This window comes from Geomicrobium sediminis, from assembly GCF_016908595.1.
Taxonomy (GTDB): domain Bacteria; phylum Bacillota; class Bacilli; order Bacillales; family Marinococcaceae; genus Geomicrobium_A; species Geomicrobium_A sediminis.
The window spans coordinates 532,571-555,166 of the sequence record NZ_JAFBEC010000001.1 but is presented as its reverse complement, the minus strand read 5'-3'; the positions used below and the strand labels follow the sequence as shown (position 1 = coordinate 555,166).

The 22,596-nt window shown below is 41.9% G+C and carries 23 protein-coding genes; 15 read left to right on the top strand and 8 right to left on the bottom strand.

All coding sequences use genetic code 11. The features are described 5' to 3' along the window. The first annotated feature begins 31 nt into the window (after positions 1 to 31). Complete coding sequence (locus JOD17_RS02795; RefSeq protein WP_204695591.1) at positions 32 to 202, top strand: hypothetical protein; 171 nt, start codon at positions 32 to 34, stop codon at positions 200 to 202. Positions 203 to 326: 124 nt separating this feature from the next. Here the strand turns inward: JOD17_RS02795 and JOD17_RS02790 are convergent, their stop codons facing one another. From JOD17_RS02790 to JOD17_RS02775, 4 genes are all read right to left on the bottom strand, one after another. Then, positions 327 to 1,358, bottom strand: a complete 1,032-nt coding sequence (locus JOD17_RS02790; protein WP_204695626.1) for a ribonucleotide-diphosphate reductase subunit beta — start codon at positions 1,356 to 1,358, stop codon at positions 327 to 329. A 1-nt stretch (position 1,359) separates the two neighbouring features. After that, the gene (locus JOD17_RS02785; protein ID WP_204695590.1) at positions 1,360 to 1,797 is read right to left on the bottom strand and encodes a flavodoxin domain-containing protein; all 438 of its coding nucleotides are present in this window, start codon (positions 1,795 to 1,797) and stop codon (positions 1,360 to 1,362) included. Continuing rightward, entirely contained in the window at positions 1,797 to 4,100 is a 2,304-nt protein-coding gene (locus tag JOD17_RS02780) for a ribonucleoside-diphosphate reductase subunit alpha (RefSeq protein ID WP_042414563.1), read from the bottom strand. Before JOD17_RS02780 ends, JOD17_RS02785 begins: the two co-directional genes overlap by 1 nt. Positions 4,101 to 4,485: 385 nt before the next feature. Further along, the gene (locus JOD17_RS02775; RefSeq protein WP_204695589.1) at positions 4,486 to 4,986 is read right to left on the bottom strand and encodes a hypothetical protein; all 501 of its coding nucleotides are present in this window, start codon (positions 4,984 to 4,986) and stop codon (positions 4,486 to 4,488) included. Positions 4,987 to 5,224: 238 nt separating this feature from the next. On the opposite strand from JOD17_RS02775, the gene JOD17_RS02770 reads away from it, so the two are divergent. From JOD17_RS02770 to JOD17_RS02740, 7 genes are all read left to right on the top strand, one after another. Further along, complete coding sequence (locus JOD17_RS02770) at positions 5,225 to 5,692, top strand: nucleoside deaminase (RefSeq protein WP_204695588.1); 468 nt, start codon at positions 5,225 to 5,227, stop codon at positions 5,690 to 5,692. Between the two features lie 154 nt (positions 5,693 to 5,846). Then, on the top strand, positions 5,847 to 6,287 hold the full coding sequence (locus JOD17_RS02765; RefSeq protein ID WP_204695587.1) for a YwiB family protein: 441 nt from the start codon (positions 5,847 to 5,849) through the stop codon (positions 6,285 to 6,287). A 3-nt stretch (positions 6,288 to 6,290) separates the two neighbouring features. Then, on the top strand, positions 6,291 to 7,964 hold the full coding sequence (argS, locus tag JOD17_RS02760; protein WP_204695586.1) for an arginine--tRNA ligase: 1,674 nt from the start codon (positions 6,291 to 6,293) through the stop codon (positions 7,962 to 7,964). 120 nt (positions 7,965 to 8,084) lie between these two features. Continuing rightward, entirely contained in the window at positions 8,085 to 8,858 is a 774-nt protein-coding gene (locus JOD17_RS02755; RefSeq protein WP_204695585.1) for an alpha/beta fold hydrolase, read from the top strand. Between the two features lie 140 nt (positions 8,859 to 8,998). Further along, the gene (locus JOD17_RS02750; RefSeq protein ID WP_204695584.1) at positions 8,999 to 9,172 is read left to right on the top strand and encodes a hypothetical protein; all 174 of its coding nucleotides are present in this window, start codon (positions 8,999 to 9,001) and stop codon (positions 9,170 to 9,172) included. A 123-nt stretch (positions 9,173 to 9,295) separates the two neighbouring features. Continuing rightward, positions 9,296 to 10,078 carry an ABC transporter ATP-binding protein gene (locus JOD17_RS02745; protein ID WP_204695583.1) on the top strand — a complete coding sequence of 261 codons (783 nt, stop codon included), beginning with the start codon at positions 9,296 to 9,298 and terminating at the stop codon, positions 10,076 to 10,078. An 81-nt stretch (positions 10,079 to 10,159) separates the two neighbouring features. After that, positions 10,160 to 11,071 carry an oxidoreductase gene (locus tag JOD17_RS02740; RefSeq protein WP_204695582.1) on the top strand — a complete coding sequence of 304 codons (912 nt, stop codon included), beginning with the start codon at positions 10,160 to 10,162 and terminating at the stop codon, positions 11,069 to 11,071. A gap of 25 nt (positions 11,072 to 11,096) precedes the next feature. On the opposite strand, the gene JOD17_RS02735 is transcribed toward JOD17_RS02740, so the two are convergent. After that, positions 11,097 to 12,263, bottom strand: a complete 1,167-nt coding sequence (locus JOD17_RS02735) for a M20 metallopeptidase family protein (RefSeq protein ID WP_204695581.1) — start codon at positions 12,261 to 12,263, stop codon at positions 11,097 to 11,099. Beyond that, the gene (locus tag JOD17_RS02730; protein WP_204695580.1) at positions 12,260 to 13,201 is read right to left on the bottom strand and encodes a S66 peptidase family protein; all 942 of its coding nucleotides are present in this window, start codon (positions 13,199 to 13,201) and stop codon (positions 12,260 to 12,262) included. The genes JOD17_RS02735 and JOD17_RS02730 overlap by 4 nt, the downstream gene beginning before the upstream one ends. A gap of 102 nt (positions 13,202 to 13,303) precedes the next feature. Here JOD17_RS02730 and JOD17_RS02725 point away from each other — a divergent pair, with 102 nt between their 5' ends. Further along, a complete protein-coding gene (locus JOD17_RS02725; RefSeq protein WP_204695579.1) occupies positions 13,304 to 13,726 on the top strand; it encodes a pyridoxamine 5'-phosphate oxidase family protein in 423 nt (140 codons plus the stop codon). Positions 13,727 to 13,771: 45 nt separating this feature from the next. On the opposite strand, the gene JOD17_RS02720 is transcribed toward JOD17_RS02725, so the two are convergent. Continuing rightward, positions 13,772 to 14,974, bottom strand: a complete 1,203-nt coding sequence (locus JOD17_RS02720; RefSeq protein ID WP_204695578.1) for a phospholipase D-like domain-containing protein — start codon at positions 14,972 to 14,974, stop codon at positions 13,772 to 13,774. A gap of 185 nt (positions 14,975 to 15,159) precedes the next feature. On the opposite strand from JOD17_RS02720, the gene JOD17_RS02715 reads away from it, so the two are divergent. The 6 genes from JOD17_RS02715 to rpoE all read left to right on the top strand — a co-directional run bounded on the left by JOD17_RS02715 (position 15,160) and on the right by rpoE (position 22,077). After that, on the top strand, positions 15,160 to 17,229 hold the full coding sequence (locus tag JOD17_RS02715) for a (Fe-S)-binding protein (RefSeq protein WP_204695625.1): 2,070 nt from the start codon (positions 15,160 to 15,162) through the stop codon (positions 17,227 to 17,229). Positions 17,230 to 17,289: 60 nt separating this feature from the next. Continuing rightward, on the top strand, positions 17,290 to 18,480 hold the full coding sequence (locus JOD17_RS02710) for an acetyl-CoA C-acetyltransferase (protein WP_204695577.1): 1,191 nt from the start codon (positions 17,290 to 17,292) through the stop codon (positions 18,478 to 18,480). A 76-nt stretch (positions 18,481 to 18,556) separates the two neighbouring features. After that, the gene (locus JOD17_RS02705; RefSeq protein ID WP_204695576.1) at positions 18,557 to 19,693 is read left to right on the top strand and encodes an acyl-CoA dehydrogenase family protein; all 1,137 of its coding nucleotides are present in this window, start codon (positions 18,557 to 18,559) and stop codon (positions 19,691 to 19,693) included. Positions 19,694 to 19,707: 14 nt separating this feature from the next. Then, a complete protein-coding gene (locus JOD17_RS02700; protein WP_204695575.1) occupies positions 19,708 to 20,853 on the top strand; it encodes an acyl-CoA dehydrogenase in 1,146 nt (381 codons plus the stop codon). A gap of 12 nt (positions 20,854 to 20,865) precedes the next feature. Further along, a complete protein-coding gene (locus tag JOD17_RS02695) occupies positions 20,866 to 21,492 on the top strand; it encodes a TetR/AcrR family transcriptional regulator (RefSeq protein ID WP_042414597.1) in 627 nt (208 codons plus the stop codon). A gap of 120 nt (positions 21,493 to 21,612) precedes the next feature. Further along, the gene (gene rpoE, locus JOD17_RS02690; RefSeq protein WP_204695574.1) at positions 21,613 to 22,077 is read left to right on the top strand and encodes a DNA-directed RNA polymerase subunit delta; all 465 of its coding nucleotides are present in this window, start codon (positions 21,613 to 21,615) and stop codon (positions 22,075 to 22,077) included. A gap of 81 nt (positions 22,078 to 22,158) precedes the next feature. Here the strand turns inward: rpoE and JOD17_RS02685 are convergent, their stop codons facing one another. Further along, positions 22,159 to 22,329 carry a hypothetical protein gene (locus JOD17_RS02685; protein WP_204695573.1) on the bottom strand — a complete coding sequence of 57 codons (171 nt, stop codon included), beginning with the start codon at positions 22,327 to 22,329 and terminating at the stop codon, positions 22,159 to 22,161. Positions 22,330 to 22,596: the final 267 nt, after the last annotated feature.

Sequence of the window (22,596 nt, the reverse complement as noted above, 5' to 3'; positions counted from 1 at the left end):
CAATAGAGTAGTACTGGAGGTGAGATGCATCATGGTAAGCAACTATTGTGGATGTTCAAGAGGTCGTCGTCGTCCTCAACCAAAGTCACCTGTTGAAGAGTGTGGATGTGGCTGTGGCGAAATCGTAATCAATAATAACTTAATTAACGGTCCTGGGGTCGTTACGAACCCTGCGAACAATACAAGCGGAAGACGTTTTTAGTAGTCCAAACCAGTATGCTCTTCTTCTGTAAACTCAAATCATCCTCGATTTTCCTTCAAAATATGAACGTAAAATAACCCCCTGATGTGGAATCGCAGGGGGTTTTATAATGACACGATTTGTTTTAGAGTTCGTCAAAGCCGTTATCAGCATCAACTTTCTCATAACTACGATTTCTCGCTTCAAAGAAATCGGTTTTTGTTTCATCAAAGTTATCGACAAAAGCTTTAATCCATGGCATGCCATTATCATGAGCATCTTCATAGATTGGGTCAAGTCCGAGAGTTTTTAGCATTTTGTTGGCACGGTACTTAATGTAGGTGCTCATTTCATCAAGGTCAATCCCGACAAGTCCTTGTAAAACCTCTTCTGACCACTCAATCTCAGACTCAACAGCATATTGGAATTCTTGCTCGATAAATGTTGTTAATTCTTCTGTGTTTAAGTGAGGGTTTTCACCGAGTACAGCACGTAAAAGTTCAGACATAAACTTGCCGTGTACGAGCTCATCACGGTTAATAAAGCTAATAATTTGAGCTGTTGCGTTCATTTTCTGTTGGCGTGCAAGGTTGTAGAAATATGCAAACCCGCTGTAGAAGAAAATACCTTCAAGAATAATTGAATAGATAATAACTTTCACGAGATTTTGTTCTGTTGGGTTTTTAAGAAATTCATCGTATGCGGCCATAACACGTTCATTACGTTGAATGATTGTTTTGTTTTGGCGTGCATCGTCAAAGATTTGTTTTTGCTCTTCGTAACTAAATAGGGAAGAAAGAGCATAAGAATAGCTTTCATTGTGTACAACTTCTTGTTGCGCAATGACTGCTGCAATTGCATGTACACTATCGTCACTTACGTACTCACTTACACCATGAATGAGGCGAGCTTGAGGAGTATCAAGCGTTGCAAGTAGACCGATTGTTAATTTGTATGCACGTAATTCTTCTTCTGTTAAGTCAACGATCGACTTTGAATCCGGGCTCATGTTGACTTCTTGTGGAATCCAGAAATTAGACATTAATTCTCGATACGTTCGGTAAAAAGAAGGATACGCAATGTCATTCCAATTGAGAATACCACTTGAACGGCCATTTATAATTCCTGTTGAACGAACAGGGTTGGTCGGTTCCATTATTGCTACTTTTTGCATCATATTATTCACTACCAATCGCCTCCAGCCATTCAATAATTGTTTCAAGGTCAGTTTTTGCAGGCATTTGTTCTATTTTTAGTACAGGGTCTTTTGATTGAGATTCTTTAGCAACGACATCGGCTGCATAGCAGTAGCTGTCTCCCCACTGAGTGTCTCCGGTGCCAAAAGCTGCTACATTGTACTCGGTTAAGTCGTACGTTTCGAGTAGCTCTTCAATCAGTTCAGGAGGTTGATGGGAATCATCAGTGTACGTGCCAATGAGTACTTTATCATACTGCTCAAGCTGCATTTGTGTACGCGCTTTAGGCTCATTTAAAAAGGTGCGAAGCGATTGTACGTCGACAATCGCTTCTCGTTGTTTAAGAAGTTCAGCTACAAGGTCCGCAAGACGTTTTGTGTTTCCACTTAACGATTCATGTAGCACTAAAACATGCTTCATTAACTCGCGCACCATTCACATTCTTGAATGTTAATCTTACTGCTTCGTACGTAGTACGTCGTTTTAAGTCCTGCTTTCCAAGCAGAAATGTGTAGGTCAAGTAACGTCTTTGCCTTAATTGAAGCTGGTACATAAAGGTTAAACGATTGAGATTGATCTACGTGCTTTTGACGAGCAGCGTTATGAGCAATGCTTGCAAATTGATCTTGTTGAAAGGCTGTTTTCTCATAGTATTTATAGTTTTCGCCTGTAATATCAGGTGCAGTTACTGTAATTCGATAGTTTTTCTTCTCTTCCACGTAGCTTGGACCAAATGTTGGGTCAATACCTGCAGTACTACCCGCAATCGTGGCCGTGGAACTGTTCGGTGCTACAGCCATTAAATAGCCGTTACGAATTCCTGTTTCTTGTACTTGCTTTGCAAGTTTTTGCCAACGCTCATAGTGGGAGTAGGCTTTGTCTTCGTCAACTTCAGTGTAACCATGACGTTCAAAGTATTTCCCGTCGCTCCACTCAGATCCTTCATAGGCAGGATAGCTTCCTTTTTCTTCTGCGAGTTGTGCACTTGCTTGAATCGTGCGATAAGCAATTTCCTCGTACAATTCATCGGCCAATTGCACGGCTTTAGGATCATCCCATGAAAGTTCTTTTTGAACGAGCAGGTGATGCCAACCGAACGTTCCTAACCCAATTGCACGGTATTTCTTGTTCGTAATCTGTGCTTGGAGTACAGGTAGGTTGTTAATATCGATTACATTATCAAGCATACGCACTTGAATCGGGATCAAGCGTGATAACACATCAGAACGTACGGCACGTCCTAAGTTAATTGAAGAAAGGTTACAGACGACAAAGTCACCTGGCTTTTTGCGAACGACGATCTCTCCGTCGGCTTCAATTTGTTCAATAACAACCGTCTCTGACATGTTCTGCATAATCTCTGTACAAAGGTTTGAGCTATAAACAATACCTTCATGTTTGTTCGCATTCATACGGTTTACTTCATCACGATAGAACATATATGGCGTTCCAGTCTCAAGCTGGGATTGCATGATTCGCTTCATGACATCAATTGCTTTGACTTTTTTGCGACTCGTAAGTTCTGTTGATTGTACACACATCTCATAACGATCGCGGAACGTTCCTTTACCAGGTTCTTCATCGTAACTATCTTCAAGTGACCAACCAAATACTCGGCGTACTTCGTGTGGATCGAATAAATACCAGTCACCACGTGACTCAACAGCTTCCATGAAAATATCAGGCAAGTTAACCCCTGTGAAAATGTCATGTGCACGTTTACGCTCATCACCGTTATTTAGTCTAAGGTCGAGGAATTCAAAGATATCTGCATGCCACACATCTAAATAGACGGCAACAGCTCCTGCACGTGTTCCAAGTTGGTCGACACTAACTGCTGTGTTGTTAATTTGACGGATCCATGGCACGACACCAGAAGAAGTGTTTTTGTAGCCACGAATATCAGAGTTTGCAGCACGTACTTTTCCGATATAAACCCCAACACCGCCACCGTACTTACTTACGTTTGCAATGTCTGTATTCGAATCATAAATGCCTTGAAGGCTGTCATCAATCGTATCAATAAAGCAGCTTGATAGTTGGCCAGCTTTCTTTCCTGCGTTCGCGAGTGTTGGTGTTGCAACGGTCATGTAGAGGTTGGAGAGCGCCCAATATGCTTCTTTTACGAGCGATAAACGTTTGGAGCGGTCTTCTTGAGACATGAGAGTCATTGCGATTGTCAACCAGCGTTCTTGTGGCAACTCATAGACTTCCTTACCGTCATAGCCTTTCGCTAAGTAACGATCACTTAATGTTCTTAGTCCAGCATAAGTAAGTAAGTAGTCGCGATCAGGCTCGATAAACTTGGCAGCTTCTTCAATTTCATCTTGTGTGTAATCGCGTAAAATCGTTACATCATAAATGCCGAGTTGACCAAGACGCTTTTGGAGGCCGTAGAAGCTTCCGTATCGTTGTTTTGCATCATAACTACGGTTATATGCTGCTTTTTTATAGAGGTCACGAAGGAAGATCTTCGATGCAACATATGTCCATTCAGGCACAGCGATGTCATTGTTCTCAGCGGCAGTTAAAAGCAAGAGTTGGGTGATGTCCGCTGCTGCATATTCTTCTTTTGCTTCGATGGTTTTTACGATTTTCTCTTTATATTGATCAACGTATTTAGTAATACGAATGTCGGTTGTTACTTCATCAATAAACGCAAACAAGCGCTCTTTGTCAAAAGGCATCTTACGAGCGCCATCATGCTTCATTATGATCGTCATGTATTGCCACTTCCAATCCTCTTTGTTAACTCTATCTTAGCATTATTTACCCTGAAAATCTACGCCTAAACCACAACTTGTTGTGTCAAAAATAAAAGCAAACCACTATAAGTTGTGGTTTGTCGTATTTGTGTATAATGTTCGAATTTGAAACAATAACCGTGCTGACATTGGAAGTATCTAGTTCTTCCTATCAACCATTGATTTCGTTTCACAATGTAACCATTTAGTTATAGATGGTCATTATTGTCGAATAACGAGATTTAAAAATCGACTCCGTTCGTAATTATAATGGATGTTTCGGTTCATTGTAAGAGGAGAAATTATGAAAAAAACCGACACAAATTAGAAAAGCGATGAAACCACATGTTTCATCGCAAAAAAATTATTCTACATCATACGTTTCCATTAATTCATTTAACAATTGATCAAATTCCATTAATTTTTCGTCAGCGAGATCATAATACTCGTCTCGTTCATTAAAAAGCTCATCAGCACTTTCTCCGTTTTCAAGAACGATCCGATATGCTTCTTCTTCGGCAAGCACAGCTTCTTGGTTGTAGCTCGTTTCTTCAATAAGCAGTTCATTTAATGCTTCGATGTCAGCCTCTTCAAAAGAAAGCGACGTTAAATGATCGTACATCTCATCGTATTGAGGAATTAAATCTGTTTGAATAATCTCAAGAACTTGTTCATCGTCACCTTGTGAACCAGCGTCTTCATAATCATCATAAATATAGCTAAGTTCATCATACATATCTAGAAACTCATCATAAGGACCATTTAAGTAATCTAGAAGTTCTTCTTGGGCGGAATCTTGACCACATGCGGTCAGGAGTCCAATTGTAAGTATTCCCGGTATAAGTGAAGCCTTCGATACGTTCATACAGCCGCCGCCTCTCTCTCCTTCACTGAAATTTAATAATACAAAGAAAAGGAGAGGTTTACAAGTAAGCTGTACGTGATTTCTAGGTTAGAAATCACGAATAATCAGGAACAAAGTGGTAAGGAACATAGTTCATCAATCCGTTTTTCAATTTATATGCAGGAACGATCGTGATTTTTGACGAAGAGAGTGACCCTACAAAGATCACAACATATAGAGAGACTGGAGAGTGTAATCAATGACAAACCATTCGAGATTTCTTAAAGAAGCGATAAACGTTGCTTGTGAAAACTTAGAAAGCGGTGGCGGACCGTTCGGAGCCATTGTCGTAAAAGACGGGAGCATTGTCGGTCGAGGCGGAAATGTCGTAACGAAAGACAATGATCCGACGGCTCATGCTGAAGTAACCGCCATTCGCGATGCGTGTAAAAACTTAGGGACTTTCCAGCTAGACGGTTGCATTATCTATTCAAGCTGTGAACCGTGTCCAATGTGTTTAGGGGCGATCTATTGGGCACGCCCCACACATGTGTATTATGCGATGAACAAAGACGATGCCGCAAAGATCGGTTTTGACGATGCGTTCATTTATGATGAAATTGCTAAAGTTGAAAATGAACGACTGATCCCGTTCGTTCGACTCGATTTAGATGATCAGCGGCCGTTTGAACAATGGAAAAGTAAAATCGATAAAGTGGAATACTAAACAAACGTGGGGGATTCAATTCCTCCGCGTTTTTCGATGTCTTTAGACAAAGTTAGAGACGGGGATTTCTGAAGAAAGGGCGAATGTTACTGTAGAGCAATTGCAGAGCAAAGTCAGATTGGATACACTCATTAATAGGAAAGGGGAGGCCGAAATGAGTGAACAAGGCATTCCAGTATTTGTTACAATGGAGACGAACGTAGAACAAGAGGGCGAAAAGAAAGAGATCTCAGTTAGTGGCTCTGGACAACTCGTCAAAAAGAGTCAAAGCACGTTTGTGACGTGGAACGAACAACTTGAGGACATTGGTGAAGTTAAGACGGTGCTTAAGATTCAGCCGGGCAGTCTAACGGTGCTTCGGCAAGGAGCCGTATCAATGCGCCAAGAATATACACCAGGTAAAGAAACAGAGGGGTCTTATAAAACCGCGTATGCAACTTTTCAAACGTTAGCAAAAACGGAAGACCTCCAAATAAAATGGTTTAAAGAGGAAGCATTGCTCGGTCAATTGGCCTTTACGTATGATTTAGAGTTGCAAGGACAATTGGCGGGGCATTATGATGTAAAGATAAAAATCAAGGAGGAGCAACAGTAAACAATGAACATCTTGGACCAAGCGAAGGAACAAATGAAAGAAGCCATTCAAGTAGCTGTGGTTTCTTCAGGGCTTGCAAGCAGTGAACAAGTACCTGACATCATATTAGAAACGCCAAAAGACAAAAACCATGGGGATTTTGCGACGAATGTGGCCATGCAATTAACGAAAATTGCAAAGCGAAACCCCCGCGAGATTGCACAAGCGATTTTGGATCATTTAGATCATGATAAAGCCTATGTAAAGCAAGCGGATATTGCAGGACCTGGTTTTATCAACTTGTTCCTTGATTTACGCTTTCTCCGCGATGTGTTACCTGCTGTTCTTACAGAAAATCATGAGTACGGAAGGTCGAATGCAGGAAAAGGGACGTCTGTGTTGCTCGAATTTGTTTCAGCAAATCCGACAGGTACGCTTCACCTTGGCCATGCTCGTGGAGCAGCGGTTGGAGATGCGCTTAGTAACATTTTAGACATGGCAGGATATCAGGTTGAGCGAGAATACTACATTAACGATGCAGGTAATCAAATTGATAACCTAGCAAAGTCTGTAGAGGTTCGGTACTTACAAGCACAAGGTCAAGAAGCTGAAATTCCTGAAGATGGTTACCAAGGTGCGGACATTGTCGAAATTGGAAACCGTATTTCTGAACAATACGGATCAGAATTTGTCGAGATGGATGAAACTGAACGTCTACGGAAATTTAGAGAGCTCGGACTACAAGAACTTTTAGAAAAGCTAAAACAAGATTTAGCCGATTTTAGAGTTCGCTTTGATACGTGGTTCTCTGAGACATCACTTTATACGTCGGGCAAAGTCGTTGAGACACTTGAAACACTTCGTGAGAACGGAGAAGCTTTCGACCAAGACGGCGCAACTTGGTTTAAGTCATCAGCTTACGGTGATGATAAAGACCGTGTACTCGTCAAACAAGATGGAACGTATACGTATCTACTTCCAGACATCGCTTACCATAAAGATAAGCTAGATCGTGGATTTGATCATCTCGTTGACTTGTTTGGTGCAGATCATCACGGATACATTCCTCGTATGCAAGCAGCCGTACAAGCTCTTGGCTACCCGAAAGACAAGCTCTCTTTCCAAATTGGTCAAAACGTGAACCTAATGCGTAGCGGTGAGCGTGTAAAGATGAGTAAGCGTACGGGTAACGCAGTAACAATGCGAGAGTTATGGGAAGAAGTTGGACTTGATGCGACTCGGTATTTCTTCGCGATGCGTAGCGTTGATACACATTTAGACTTTGATATGGATCTTGCAGAGCAACAGTCTAATGAAAACCCAGTGTACTACGTCCAATATGCACATGCCCGTGTTAGTAGCTTGTTTAAACAAGCTGAAGAAAAAGGCATTACCTACGATGAACAATCTCTTAATTTAGAGCTTATTGATTCAGACAAAGCTTATGAGCTGCTTAAAAAGATCGGGGAGTTCCCAAGTGTTATTGCAGGTGCGGCAGATCAATACGCACAGCACCGAATTCCGAACTATTTACACGAACTCGCCTCCACGTTCCATAGTTACTACAATGCGGAACGAATTGTAGATGAGTCGAACAAAGAATTAACGAACGTGCGATTGGCACTCGTTAAAGCAGCCCAGACTGTTTTACGAAACGGACTTACATTAATTGGTGTACACGCACCAGAGAAAATGTAAATAAAAAAGAAGCCTTGGAGTTAAGCTGATTACTTTGCTTAGCCCCAAGGCTTTTTTGTATAGATTGGCATTACTAAGCTGATTAAATTGCGGGCATCGTAAGTGTAAGAGGTGGAAGAGATGAAACGAATAAAAACAGAAGATGGCACATGGTTGCACTATTTTACTCTTGGAGAAGGCGTACCTATTTATTTTTTTCATCCACCTGCACTCGGAGCAGCGGTGTTCAGAGAGCAAAAATCATTAGCCAATGGACACAAGCTTGTAGCGCTCAATGCACGAGGACATGGATTAAGTGAGGTCGGTAAAGTCCCACTTACGATTAAAAGATGGGCAGCGGATGCGTACGACGTTACAACCGTTGAAAAAGACCATTCAGTTGTCTTGTGCGGGTATTCTTACGGTGGACTGCCAGCACTTGAGTTTGCACTATCCTACCCAAACCGTACAAAAGCGTTAATTTTAATCGGTGGTTTCCCGGTCGTTGATACGTTGTTATTAGAGAGAGAATTTCAGCTTGGTGTTTTTGCGGCTAGTCACCATTGGCAGTCTTTAATGGCATACGTGTTGTCCCATTCTCATACGAAACATCATATAACGCGTAAAAAAATCCAAGCGACCGTTAGAAGTGTACGATCTGATGTGTTACGAACGTGGTATTCAGCTGGAAAACAAACGGACTTTACTAGGCGCTTGCACCAGTTGGAAGTCCCGCTGTTGCTTATTTATGGCGTTCATGATCGCTACGTTCAAGGGTACCAAATTAACTTCTATGAGCAGGTTACAAAGGGTGAAGTTCACACCGTATACATTGATGATGTAGGTCACCAAGTACCGACAAGACGTTCAAAAGAACTGAACCATATCATTCAACGATTTACAGAGCGTTTGTGAGTAGAAGCTTAGGGATGTTTGTATGATTTATGCTTAATAAATCATACAAGTGGTTGATGAACCATAGATTGGGTTAGTGAAGGGTTAATTTAGGGCGATGCAACAACGAGTCAACGTCATAAGCAGGGGACACGGTCTATTTGTCTAAATACATGATTGACCATGGAAAGTATGTGATTCACCGTACGCGATTCGTGACGGATCAATGTGCACATAAACAAATTATCATAGAGGATCAGCAATTCCTCGTAAGTGCGGCGGAGTATGAAGGGTTAATCGCGTTAGGCTACAATCTTTGTATACATTGTCATTGAGCAAATCCAAATAGATTCGAGAAAAAAGCTAACGACAATCTGACAACGTTAGCTTTTTCGTTTCGCTCTCACTTTTTTTACTATTCTAATTACTATAATATAGAAGAAAAGGAGTGTGAACGAATGATTACGTTAGAAAACGTTAGTTTCAAACGAGATAAAGTCATTTTAGATTCGATTAATTGGCATGTAGAACGGGGAGAACATTGGGCAATTCTCGGAATGAATGGTGCTGGAAAAACAGCGCTATTGAACATTATATGTGGATATCAATTTCCATCGAGTGGTGATGTTTATTTATTTGGAAAGCAGTTCGGTCAGTACCCTTGGCAAGAGCTCCGAAAAAGAATCGGGCTCGTCAGCTTTTCGTTTTCAGAAAAGATGCATGATCAACTCCAAAATTACGGCATTGAAGTCGTATTAAGTGGGCTGCATGCAAGCATTGGCTTACATACATATCCAAGCGAACGTCAAATGCATAAAGCTAAAAAAATCTTAAGTGATTTAGGGATCAATTACCTTGAACGGCAGCCGTATGAGCAAATGTCACAAGGAGAGAAACAGCGCGTTTTAATCGGACGAGCGCTCATGGCAGAACCAGAAATACTCATGCTCGATGAACCGTGCAATGGACTGGATTTCTTTTCAAAAGCGCAGCTGCTTGAGAACGTAAAGAAATTAGCAGAAGAGCAAAAAACAACAATTCTCTACATTACACATCAAGTTGACGAAATCCTCCCCGCATTCAAATCGACCCTTTTATTGCGAGAGGGGAGGGTGTTTAGAGCAGGAAAAACAGAACAACTGCTAACATCTGAACAGCTCTCTGAGTTTTGTCGTCATCCGGTAACTATTCAAAAAGAGAACGAGCAATATCAATTAAACATTGATGAATACACCAAATGAAACCGAAAAGAATTCTAAATTAAATATTTAACAAATATAAAAGAATCCTTTATGGTTCCAAATGAGGGTGAGGAGCAATTTATGAGCAATGAGCTTAAGGGAAAGACGGTCATTGTAACAGGTGGGAGCAGTGGTCTTGGATTAGAAACTGCGCGTACACTCGCAAAAGAGCAACAAGCAAATGTAATCATTGCCGTTCGAAATGTCGACAAAGGGAAAAAAGTAGTTAAACAGCTCCAAGAGAATAAACGTACCAACTCGATCGAAGTTATGCAACTAAACCTTGCAAGCCTAAAAAGCGTAAAAGAGTTTGCGGATGCATTTCAAAAAAAGTACGAGTCATTAAGCCTTCTAATCAATAACGCTGGTGTGATGATGCCACCTCATAAGTTAACCGAAGATCGGTTTGAACTGCAATTTGGTGTGAACCATCTAGGGCATTTTGCGCTGACTGGGCATTTGTTGCCAATGCTAAAAACGAGCCCACATGCAAGGGTCGTAACGGTTAGTAGTCTTGCAGCACACAAAAAAACGATGTTTTTTGAGGATCTTCAAGGAGTGAAGCATTATCGTCCGTTTCAATATTATCGTCAAAGTAAGTATGCTAATTTACTGTTTGCACTCCGCTTGCAGCAGTTATTTAAAGATAACAATTGGGCCGTTAAGAGTGTTGCTTGCCACCCCGGGATTACGAAGTCAAATTTATTGTCACGGGGAGAGGAGCGAGTAGCCAAAGGGCTTATCTATTTGATGCAAGAGCGTTTTGCACAATCGACGCAAAGGGGAGCAAAATCAATTTTGTTTGCAGCATTACATCCGTCGATTCATGGTGGAGAATATGTCGGTCCTCACTCAAAACGACGACGAATCGGGGATCCGTTTATTGATTCGATTGGAGACGAGTTATATGACGAGGCAAGTGCATTACGTTTGTTTGAGGTTTCTGAGCATTTGACGGGTGTGTTTTATCCAAAATCGAAATCTAACGCTTAGCATAAGAGCTAAGCGTTAGGAAAGTTTAGTCGTTTAAAAATTGTCGTACCGCTTCGACCTGAATGGCAGCACCAATGGCTAGCGCAGCTTCATCAACATCAAAACGATTCGTATGCCCGCCATGAACAATTCCACGAGCATCATTACGAACACCTAGACGATAGAAGGCACCCGGTACTTCTGCTGCGAAAAAGGCAAAGTCTTCAACGCCTAAACTTGGTTTCTCAATCGGCTGTAGATGATCGTTTCCGAGAAGTGTTGTGACCGATTTTTTGATGTGATCAATCATCGAGTCATCGTTAATAAGCGCACGATAACCGGGTTCGTGATTAATCGTTGCGCTTGCTCCAAATCCTTTTGCAACGTGCTCAACGGTCTCTTTAATCCGAGAGACGACATAGTCACGTGTTTCTGGAAGTAGCGTTCGTAACGTCCCTTCAAACGTAACCGAGTCCGCAATCACATTTCGGGCGTTCCCTCCTTGAATCATTCCAAATGATAGTACAGCGCTATCACGAGCATCAACATTGCGGCTTACGATCGTTTGAAGAGCAGTAATGACATAACTTGCAACGACGATCGCATCAACACTTGAAGAAGGGTAAGCTGCATGTGAACTATTACCGTGAATGGTGATATAAAAAGCATCGGAGGCGGCGTTCATTTGTCCGTAGCGCACACCGACGTTGCCGACTGGAATCTCTGGTGCTACATGCAAACCAAAGATTCCTTCCACGTTTTCGAGTACTCCTTCTTTAATCATCGGTAATGCCCCACCTACAGTTTCTTCTGCTGGTTGGAATAACAGTTTAATCGTACCATTTAAGTGGTTGCGCTCATCTTGTAATAACTTTGCTGCCCCAAGTTGGACGGCCATATGTGCATCATGTCCGCACGCATGCATGACCCCATCGTTTTTTGAGCGATAAGGAACATCATTTTGTTCGTGTATTGGTAAGGCATCCATGTCTGCGCGAAGAGCAACGACAGGATGTTCCTTTGCTCCTTGAATGGTGGCAACAACCCCTGTATTAAAAATTCCTTTTTCATATGGAATAGAAAGTTCATCTAAGTAATGGCAAATGCGGTCCATCGTTCGAAACTCTTGTGTACTTAATTCAGGATGTTCATGAAAATCCCGTCGAATCGCAGTGAGCCAAGGAAGTAATTCGTTTGCTCGTTTTAACGTCATGAAGGAAGCACCACCTGTTCTAAAACATAAATGTGTTGAGCTGTTGCATCGATCCTTACTCGAGCTCCGAGTGGGAGCGTCAATTGAAGTCGGCTATGGCCAGCTTGTAAATTAGAAAGCATCGGTTTCTTATACGGTGTAAGAATACGTGTAAGGACGTCTTCGACGGTATCTCCATCTTTGTAGTCTTCAGACTCACAACCTTCCCACGTCCCGATTAGAAAGCCGCTCACATCGTGAAGTTTCCCTGATAAATGCAATTGTGTTAACATTCGGTCAATCGCATACGGTTCTTCACCAACGTCTTCAAGAATTAAGATCTTTCCTCGTAAATCCAATTCATATGGCGTCCCTATTAAGCTCGTTAAAACCGATAAGTTTCCACCTACTAATTCACCTTCTGCAATCCCAGGCATCATCGTTGTTAATGGTATATTCTCTGGATTCATAATCCTACCAGGATACGTTTCGGCTTGAAGTGAAGCTAGGAGATGATCAATGGATGATTGTGGTGCCTTAAGTAGATCAGAAGTTGCCATAGGAGAATGGAAGGTGACCATTTTCGCTTTTTGCCAAAGGGCGATATGCAAAGCAGTTACATCGCTATATCCTAAGAACGGTTTGTGGTGCCTAGCAATTAAATCAAAATCTAAATAGGGAAGGAGCGATGCACTTCCATATCCACCACGTAAGGAAAGGATTGCATCAACATCAGGATCGACGAATAGTGTGTGCAATTCTTCAACGCGCTCTTCAATTGACCCAGCTAAATAGCCAGGGTATTCACGAAAAGGGCGAGCTGTCGTCACGTTAAACCCTAAGTTTTGCAAAAGTGCAGTCGCTTTGTCGAAACTTTCATGCTTCGCTGGACCTGATGGACTAATTAAACCGATCGTACTCCCCGGCAATGCAGAGGATGGTTTGCGTTTTTTTTTCATAAAAACACACCTTTATCATTAGAGCTGAAAAGATCCATAGAGTAAAAGTCGGACATGCAGGGAATGGTAACTATGAAATGAAACCATAGGAGGTTACTGCGGATGTCAAATCACGAACAATTAAAAGAGCACGTGATCGAAGTGCTAAAAGAAAATCGAATTGGCGTACTTTCTACGATGAAGGATGACCGTCCATACGCTCGTTATATGACCTTTTATCATGATGGATTAATGCTTTATACACCGACAGGCAGACATACGCATAAAGTCGAGGACATTGAAGAAAATGCCCATGTTCATATTTTACTCGGTTATGATGAAAAAAACGACAGCTTTGTTGAAATTGAAGCGACCGCAACAATTGTAACGGACGCCACAGAAAAACAAAAAGCATGGTCAGAAAAAGTAGCAGAAAAATACTCAGGTCCTGAAGATGAGGAATTTGTGGTTCTTGCCTTAAAACCGAGCGTGATCCGCTATAAAAATGACGAAGAGTTTGACACCCCCCAAGAACTTCGACTGTAGTGAGTAAATATAAAAAGATGCTGTCTAATGGCAGCATCTTTTTATTTAGAGAAATTCAGAAATCATAACGGCAATCTTAGTTTTAATTTTGTTTAGCACACTACGGTTTTTGACTTCTTCAAGGGTTAGAGGGGTAGCCCCTGCAATATCTTTTCGAAGTGTCGTTGCGATCGTTTGCACAAAGGGTCCACCAGGAACAACAAGGTCAAGCTCATCGTTTAAATGAAAGCTACGTTTATCAAAATTTGCAGAACCAATTTGGGCTTCTTTTCCATCAATGACAATCGCTTTCCCGTGATAAAACCCGTCTTTGTAACGATAAAATTTGCAACCTGCTTCCATTAGAGAAGGCAAGTAACCATAGGCAGCTGATTTCACGAACGGATGGTCCTCAATATCTGGAATGAGTATTTTAACGGAAATACCTCTACGTGCTTTGTTCATAAGCGTATGGTGTAAGACTTTGCTTGGGATAAAATAAGGGGTAACAATGGTAATGGAATGCTCAGCACGATTAAGCCATTCATTTAATTTGTCGATAACCCCTTTGCCTTCCGAATAAAAAAGCTGGAAGACCTCCTTTCCTACTTTGTCACTAGGTGTTGTTGTGAGATTTGGTTTAGGTGCTCTCGCCCCTTCCCAATCGTCTAAAAATCGTTGTTGAATGTCATCTAAAATGGTCCCTTCAATGCGAATGTGTAAATCGCGCCAAAATCCGTATTTCGGATCTTTGCCAATGTATTCATCGCCCACATTAAAACCGCCTATATAAGCTGTTCGTTGGTCAATCACCGCAATTTTGCGGTGGTAACGTCGATTCGCATTATAAAACCAATAAGGAAATTTAGGTGAATGTGTGTATGCGAAAACAACACCAGACTGTTCTACTCTTGTTTTGACTTGCTTTGTAATCGCGCTTCCTAATCGATCTACAAGAATGAGCACTTGCACACCGTCTCTAGCTTTGCGCTCGCAAAGAGCGAGCAATTGTTCGCCGATTCTTCCTTCTTTCCAAATAAAAAACGATAAATGAACATGATCGCGAGCCGTTTCAATATCTCGGAATAATGTATTAAAAAAAACTTGTCCATCATCAATCAATTCGGCTTTTCCATTGCGTTTCGAAGTAATCACGGCATCTGTAGCTTGTGCTTGGTGTTTGGAGCGACCGCCACGAAAATCGAGGACGACCAAGATGACGAATAAGATGAGGAGGAAAAGAATAGAAAAGAAAATCGTTAAAGCCATAACAGTCACTCCTTTTACTGTTACTTTGCCCGAAATGAGTGGAATCATGAATGAAATTTACAAATGAATAGTCATTCAGTCGCTTTTTTGTTATACTAATTATTAATAGTAGAAAGAAAATTCATAGGGTTTGGAAAGGAGAGTCATTCGTGGAGGTCTTTCACTGGATTCATGTAATCGCTTTCATGTTAGTTACAGTGTATGCCGTATTTTTATTCGCAAAATTAGTAACAACGCGAATCGGTTTTATTAAGCTTGGACAAGAAGCGAAGTTTATTCTTACGTCAAAAGAAAGACGCGATGCCGTACTTACGAATGTTTTTGGGCAAAAGAAATTACTGAAAGATAAGAAGAGTGGTATCATTCATGTAATTTTCTTTTATGGATTTTTAATTGTTCAATTTAGTGCAATTGATGTGATTTGGAAAGGGTTAAATCCGGGAAGTCATCTGCCATTAGGACCGCTTTATCCGTGGTTTACACTTTCGCAAGAGCTCGTTGTAGTCATGATTTTATTCGGTGTTGTTTGGGCGTTTTACCGTCGTTATATTGAGAAGATTGTGAGATTGAAACGCAATTGGAAAGCTGGTCTTGTACTCATCTTCTTGTCAGGCGTTATGGTCTTTAAGCTCATGACTAAGGGTATGGATCAAATTGTACAAGGGTACGCAAGCTGGTCAGTATTTGAACCTGCATCCTCAGCTATTGCTCAAGGGATGGCATTTGTAGGTCCAGATGTAGCAACTGCATTGTTCTACGTGTTCTGGTGGTTGCACTTACTCTTCTTGCTTTCGTTCTTAGTGTACGTTCCACAATCAAAGCATGCTCACTTGATTGCAGGACCTGCAAATGTATGGCTTGGACCAACGAAGCCTACAGGTAAGCTCGAGTCAATTGATTTCGAAGACGAAAGCAAAGAAGTATTCGGTAAAGGAAAGATTGAAGATTTCGATCAAAAGCAACTTCTGGATTTATACGCGTGTGTAGAGTGCGGTCGTTGTACGAATATGTGTCCGGCAACAGGAAGTGGTAAAATGCTTTCGCCAATGGACCTTCTATTAAAGATGCGCGACCACCTTACAGAAAAAGGTGCAGCTGTTACTTCACAAAGCCCTTGGCTACCGGCTTATGCATTTAGCGGTGCAACTGCAAACCAGCTTGCAGCTAAAGGTAGCGAGGAAGCTGCAGCGAGTTATGATGTGAACTTGATCGGTGATGTTATTACTGAAGAGGAGCTTTGGGCTTGTACGACGTGTCGTAACTGTGAAGATCAGTGTCCGGTTATGAATGAACACGTCGATAAAATTATCGACATGCGCCGTTACCTCGTTTTAACTGAAGGGAAAATGAACCCAGATGCTCAACGTGCAATGACGAATATTGAGCGTCAAGGTAACCCGTGGGGGATTAACCGAAAAGAGCGCGAAAACTGGCGTGATAGTCGTGAAGATATCGATGCACCGACAGTAAAAGAAATGAAGAAGCGCGATGAAGAGTTTGAATACTTGTTCTTTGTCGGAAGTATGGGTTCATACGATAAGAGAAGTCAGAAGATAGCTGCATCGTTTGCGAAGTTAATGAATGAAGCCGATGTGAAGTTCGCAATTTTAGGCAATAAAGAAAAGAACTCTGGAGACACACCACGTCGAATCGGGAATGAATTTTTATTCCAAGAGCTTGCAACAGCGAATATCGCTGAGTTCCAAAAGAATGACGTGAAGAAAATCGTCACGATTGACCCACATGCGTATAATGTGTTCAAAAACGAGTATGGGGAATTCGGACTTGAAGACGTCGAAGTGTATCATCACACAGAGTTACTCATGGACTTAGTGAAAGACGGAAGACTTAAGCCAAGTCATGAATTAAATGAAACGATTACGTACCATGATTCCTGTTATTTAGGACGTTATAACGGGGTTTATGATCCACCACGCGAAATTCTACGTGCGATTCCAGGACTTAAAGTTGTGGAAATGGATCGCAACCGTGAAGACGGCATGTGTTGTGGTGCCGGTGGCGGTATGATGTGGATGGAAGAAGAAGCCGGGCAACGAGTTAACGTATCACGTACGGAGCAAGCGCTTGCTGTGGATCCGACGATGATTGGTAGTGCTTGTCCGTATTGCTTAACGATGCTAAGCGACGGTACAAAAGACAAAGAAGTCGAAGAATCCGTTGAAACATTAGATATCGTAGAAATTCTAGAACGTTCAGTTATTGGCGTGAAACAAAATGAAACTGTATCTGCATAACTTGTTCATCCCGAACGGCTTTGGCTGTTCGGGAATCCTTAGGATAAGAGGGTGAGTAAGTTGAAAAAGTCGTTCATAATGGAAGGTGCAAGAACACCGTTTGGTCGCATGGGCGGGGCGTTGCACACGGTGAGTGCAATGGAACTTGGCGGCCGTGCGATGGCAGAAGCATTGCGTCGAAGTGAGCTTCGACCAAATGAAGTTGACGAAGTGATTGTCGGCCATGTATTACAAGGCGGACAAGGTCAACTCACATCAAGGCAAGCAGCTAGAGCTGCACTCATTCCATGGGAAGTGAAGACAGAGACCATTAACAAAGTATGTGCCTCTGGCATGAGAAGCATTACACTTGCTGACCAAATTATTCGAAGCGGAGATGGTTCTAAAATTGTGGCGGCTGGAATGGAATCGATGAGTCAAGCGCCTCATTTTACAAAGAGTGTTCGTTTTGGTCAGAAGATGGGCGACATATCGCTCATTGATAGCATGGTTCATGATGGACTCACGTGTTCTTTTGAAAGCGTTCACATGGGTGTGTATGGAAACGAAAGTGCAACGAAATTTGGGATTGGTAGAGATGAACAAGATCGATTTGCGTATGAATCACACAAGCGTGCTAAGAACGCGCAAGAATCAGGCAAGTTTGCGGAGGAAATCGTAGGGATTACTGTGAAATCAAGACGTGGCGATGTTGTTGTGAAGGAAGATGAAGCCATCCGTCATGACATTCAGCTTGAAGCATTAGGAAAGCTTTCTCCTGTCTTTGGAAAAGACGGAACGATTACAGCAGGCAATGCTCCTGGTGTTAATGATGGGGCGAGTGCTGTTGTGGTAATGGATGAGGCGTCCGTTAAGGCAAGTGGGAAGGAGCCTTTAGCTGAGATTGTTGGACATACAGCAATTGCAGTTGAAACAGAACGTTTCCCAGAAACCCCAGGGTTAATCATTGAGAAGTTATGCGAGAAAACGGGCATCAACGTAGAGCAAGTTGATTTGTTTGAATTAAATGAAGCCTTTTCGATGGTCGCTCTTGTTGGTAAGCAACTTGGTAGTATTCCAGAAGATAAACTCAATGTAAACGGTGGGGCGGTTGCGCTTGGTCATCCAATTGGAGCGAGTGGGAATCGAATCGTATTAACCCTAGCTTATGAACTGCGAAGACGTGGTGGTGGCATTGGGATTGCCGCAATTTGTAGTGGAGGCGGTCAAGGTGACGCCATCATGATCAAAGTTCCACAGTCGTCATACTAACCGGTATAAACGTTACCTTTCTTTGGAGCGAGAATGAGCGATCGCTCAGAATTTTACGTATAAGGAGTGGCGCCGAGTGGATTTAAGAGTGAAAGAACAAGATGCTTTATTGAAACTAACGGTCCAACGATTTGTAGATCAAGAAGTGAGACGATCGATTCCATCGATGGAAGAGGATCAATTTCCATTTGAATTGATTAAGAAAATGGGGTCGCTCGGGTTAATGGGGATCCCTGTACCAGAGAAGCATGGTGGCGCTGGTATGGGAATGACCTCCTATATAACGGCTATTCACGAAATCTCTAAAGCGTCGCCATCGCTCGGTGTCATTCTTTCTGTACACACGTCAGTCGGCACACTGCCGATCGTTAAATTTGGGACAGATGATCAAAAGGATCGGTACGTTTCTGATCTTGCTCAAGGAAACAAAATTGGCGCATTTGCGTTAACCGAAGAAAGTTCAGGTTCTGACGCAGGTTCTTTAAAAATGAAAGCCGTCCGTGATGGTGACGATTACGTGCTAACGGGCTCGAAAATGTTCATTACGAATGCAGGAGCGGCTGAGGTATATGTCGTGTTTGCGATAACTGCACCAGATCGAGGGAGCAGAGGGGTTACAGCATTTATCGTAGATGGTAATACACCAGGGCTCACTGTCGGAAAAAAAGAAGAGAAAATGGGAATGCACGGTACGAATACGAGCGAACTAATTTTTGACAGTGTTCGGGTCTCAAAAGAAAACCGATTAGGTGATGAAAACAAAGGATTGAATATTGCTTTAGCGAACTTAAATGCAGGTCGAATTGGGATTGCCGCACAGGCACTCGGGATCGCAGAAGGTGCGTTACAATTAGCGATTGAATATACGAAAGGTCGAGAGCAATTTCAAAAGCCAATCCATCATTTTCAAGGTGTGTCGTTTAAATTAGCAGAACTTGCAGCGCAAGTTGAAGCAGCGAGGTGTCTCGTCTATCATGCTGCGAATCGATATGAGAATGGATTCGATTGTAAGAAGGAAGTTTCCATCGCCAAATTGCTTGCATCAAAGGCTGCAGTAACCGTTTCAACTGAAGCGTTACAACTATTTGGGGGATATGGCTATATGAAAGAGTATGACATTGAACGGTATTTCCGAGATGCAAAAGTTACTGAGATTTATGAAGGAACGAGCGAAATTCAACGTATGGTTATTGCAAAACAATTGCTCAACTAGAGGGGGAGTCAACAATGAATTTTCAACTAACAGAAGAACAACAAATGATTCAAAAAACCGTCCGTGACTTTGCGAAACAAGTCGTAGCACCAACGGCTGCTGAACGAGATCATGAAGAGCGTTTTGATCGGGAGATTTTTGAAAAGATGGCAGAACTGGGTTTGACAGGGCTTCCTTGGTCAGAAAAGTATGGTGGTGCGGATAGTGGCTATGTAAGTTATGTTCTTGCGATTGAAGAACTTTCTAGAGTGTGTGCAAGTACTGGTGTTACACTTTCGGCACATCTATCACTGGCTAGCTGGCCGATTCATCATTTTGGTAATGAAGAACAAAAGCAAAAATACTTAAAGCCACTCGCAGAAGGGAAATATTTAGGCGCATTTGCACTAACTGAAGCTGGAGCCGGTTCAGACGTTGCGTCGATGAAAACGACTGCTAAAGAAGATGGCGATGATTACATCTTAAATGGATCAAAGATTTTTATTACGAATGGCGGAGAAGCGGACGTTTATATTGCATTTGCCAAAACGGCATCCGATGAAAATCATAAAAGCATTAGCGCATTTATCGTAGAAAGTGGATATGAAGGATTTCACGCTGGCAAAAAAGAAGAAAAACTAGGGGTCCGTTCTTCCCCAACGACGGAAGTGATGTTTGAAAATTGTCGAGTTCCTAAGGAAAACCGACTCGGCAATAGTGGGGAAGGGTTTAAAATTGCGATGAAAACATTGGATGGCGGTAGAAATGGCATTGCGGCACAAGCGGTTGGGATTGCACAGGGAGCTCTCGATGCGGCGGTCGATTATGCAAAAGAACGCAAACAGTTTGGCAAGCCAATTGCCCACCATCAAGGCATATCTTTTAAGTTAGCGGATATGGCTGCCAAAATTGAAGCAGCGAGGCTGCTGACGTATCAAGCGGCATGGTTAGAAGAACATGGTGAGCCTTATGGTCATGCTTCTGCACTATCGAAATTGTATGCAGGTGATGCTGCGATGGATGTGACGACAGAAGCCGTTCAAGTGTTTGGAGGCTATGGTTATACACGAGAATATCCTGTGGAGCGCTACATGCGCGATGCGAAGATTACTCAGATTTATGAAGGTACAAATGAAATCCAAAAAATTGTGATCAGCAAAGGGTTACTCTCAGGTAAATAAGGAGGAGTGCTGATGGTAAAGCGTTACGTTCCGGCAATGGTCAAAGATGAAATACTCATTAAGAAACGACGAGAGCAAATGGTAAAAGCCGCCGTCAAACTTTTCCAAGAGAAAGGTTTTCATCGTACGACGACGAGGGAAATTGCAAAAGCCGCTGGTTTTAGCATCGGCACGTTATATGAGTACATTGAATCGAAAGAAGATGTCTTGTACCTCGTATGTGACTCAATTCATGACGGTGTAAAAACGCGATTTACTGAAATGCTCGATCGGAACTTACCTGGTCGAAAGCGGATTGAACAGCTCGTGCGTAGTCTCATTCATGTTATGGATGAATTACAAGATGAAGTATTGATTATGTATCAAGAATCAAAAGCATTATCGAAAGAATCACTAACGTATGTTTTGAACCGCGACCGTAGTATGACAGAAGGGATCCGATCGGTGCTCATCGAATGTCGTGAACATGGTGAAATTGAGTTATCAGACCTAGAAGCACAATTACTTGCTGAGAACATCATGACCAAAGGCTATATGTGGACGTTTCGCCGCTGGGCACTTCGAAAACATTTTACGCTTGAACAGTATACAGACCTTCAAGTAGAAGAGATTATGAGGTCGTTAAAAACGCCGAAATAAGAGTTTATGAAAGAAAGTCAATTTTTATAGCATAAAGGTTGTTTTTATGTTTATAATGGTAGGTATGCACGCCGCTAACGGTATGAGGAAGCGAGCGCTTACGAAAGGGTGTAGGTTGCATTGACCATTAAAGAACTTAGCAATGATGAAATCCTTGAAATGTCTGCCGTAGAGATTAGTTATATGATGTTGAAAGACAAAAACAATCCTGCGGAATTTCATACTTTCTTTAATGATGTTGCAGATTTGAAAAAAATCCCAAAATCTCAACTCGACGATCGCCGTACGAAATTGTTCACAACGTTAAATATCGACGGTCGTTTCGTACACCTCGGCAACAACCACTGGGGTCTAAAAGAATGGTATCCGGTTGATAAATCGGATGAAGATTTAAGCAACACATTCCAAGCTCCAGAAGAAGAAGTCGAAGAAGATCGTGAATTTGAAGACATTGAAGATGAGTTAGATGAAATTGCAAACGAAGACGATCACGATGAAGACAGTGATGAAGAGTTTGATGAATATGATGATGACGATGATCAAGAAAGCGATGAAGAAGACGACGAAGAAGATAATGAGTCGTAATAGAGTCTTTTGCTTAACGTCTCTTTAAACTCTTTTAGACTGATGAATTCAATAAGGCGGCCAAAGGGCCGCCTTATTTGTTTAGAAAACAATCGGGTTTGTTTGAGGAGTCGTTACAACACCAGGGCCGTTAATCAGGTTGTTGTTAATGACAATTTCAAAAGGAAGTTGAGAACATTGATTGGAATGGTAATAACCACCATCTCGAATCCAATCTCTTTTTGGGTTCCACAAATGATATGGTTGTCTCATCTTTTTCACTCCTTTTTCGTGACGTACCTTTTTACTATATGTCCAAGTTCGATAAAAGCATGTTCTTTTTAACTAGAAGTTGTTAAAAAAGGCAATTTCATTAACTTATTTCGACTGCTTGACTTTTCTATAAGGCGAAGGTAGAATCAATTTTGGGCTTGTCCAAACTGCGTATAAATTTTCTTTGAATGATAGATATTAATGAGTAACAAGCGAGAAGTGTGCCCCCCAAGTTTTGGCGGAGGTGTCACTTTTTTTTATTGAATG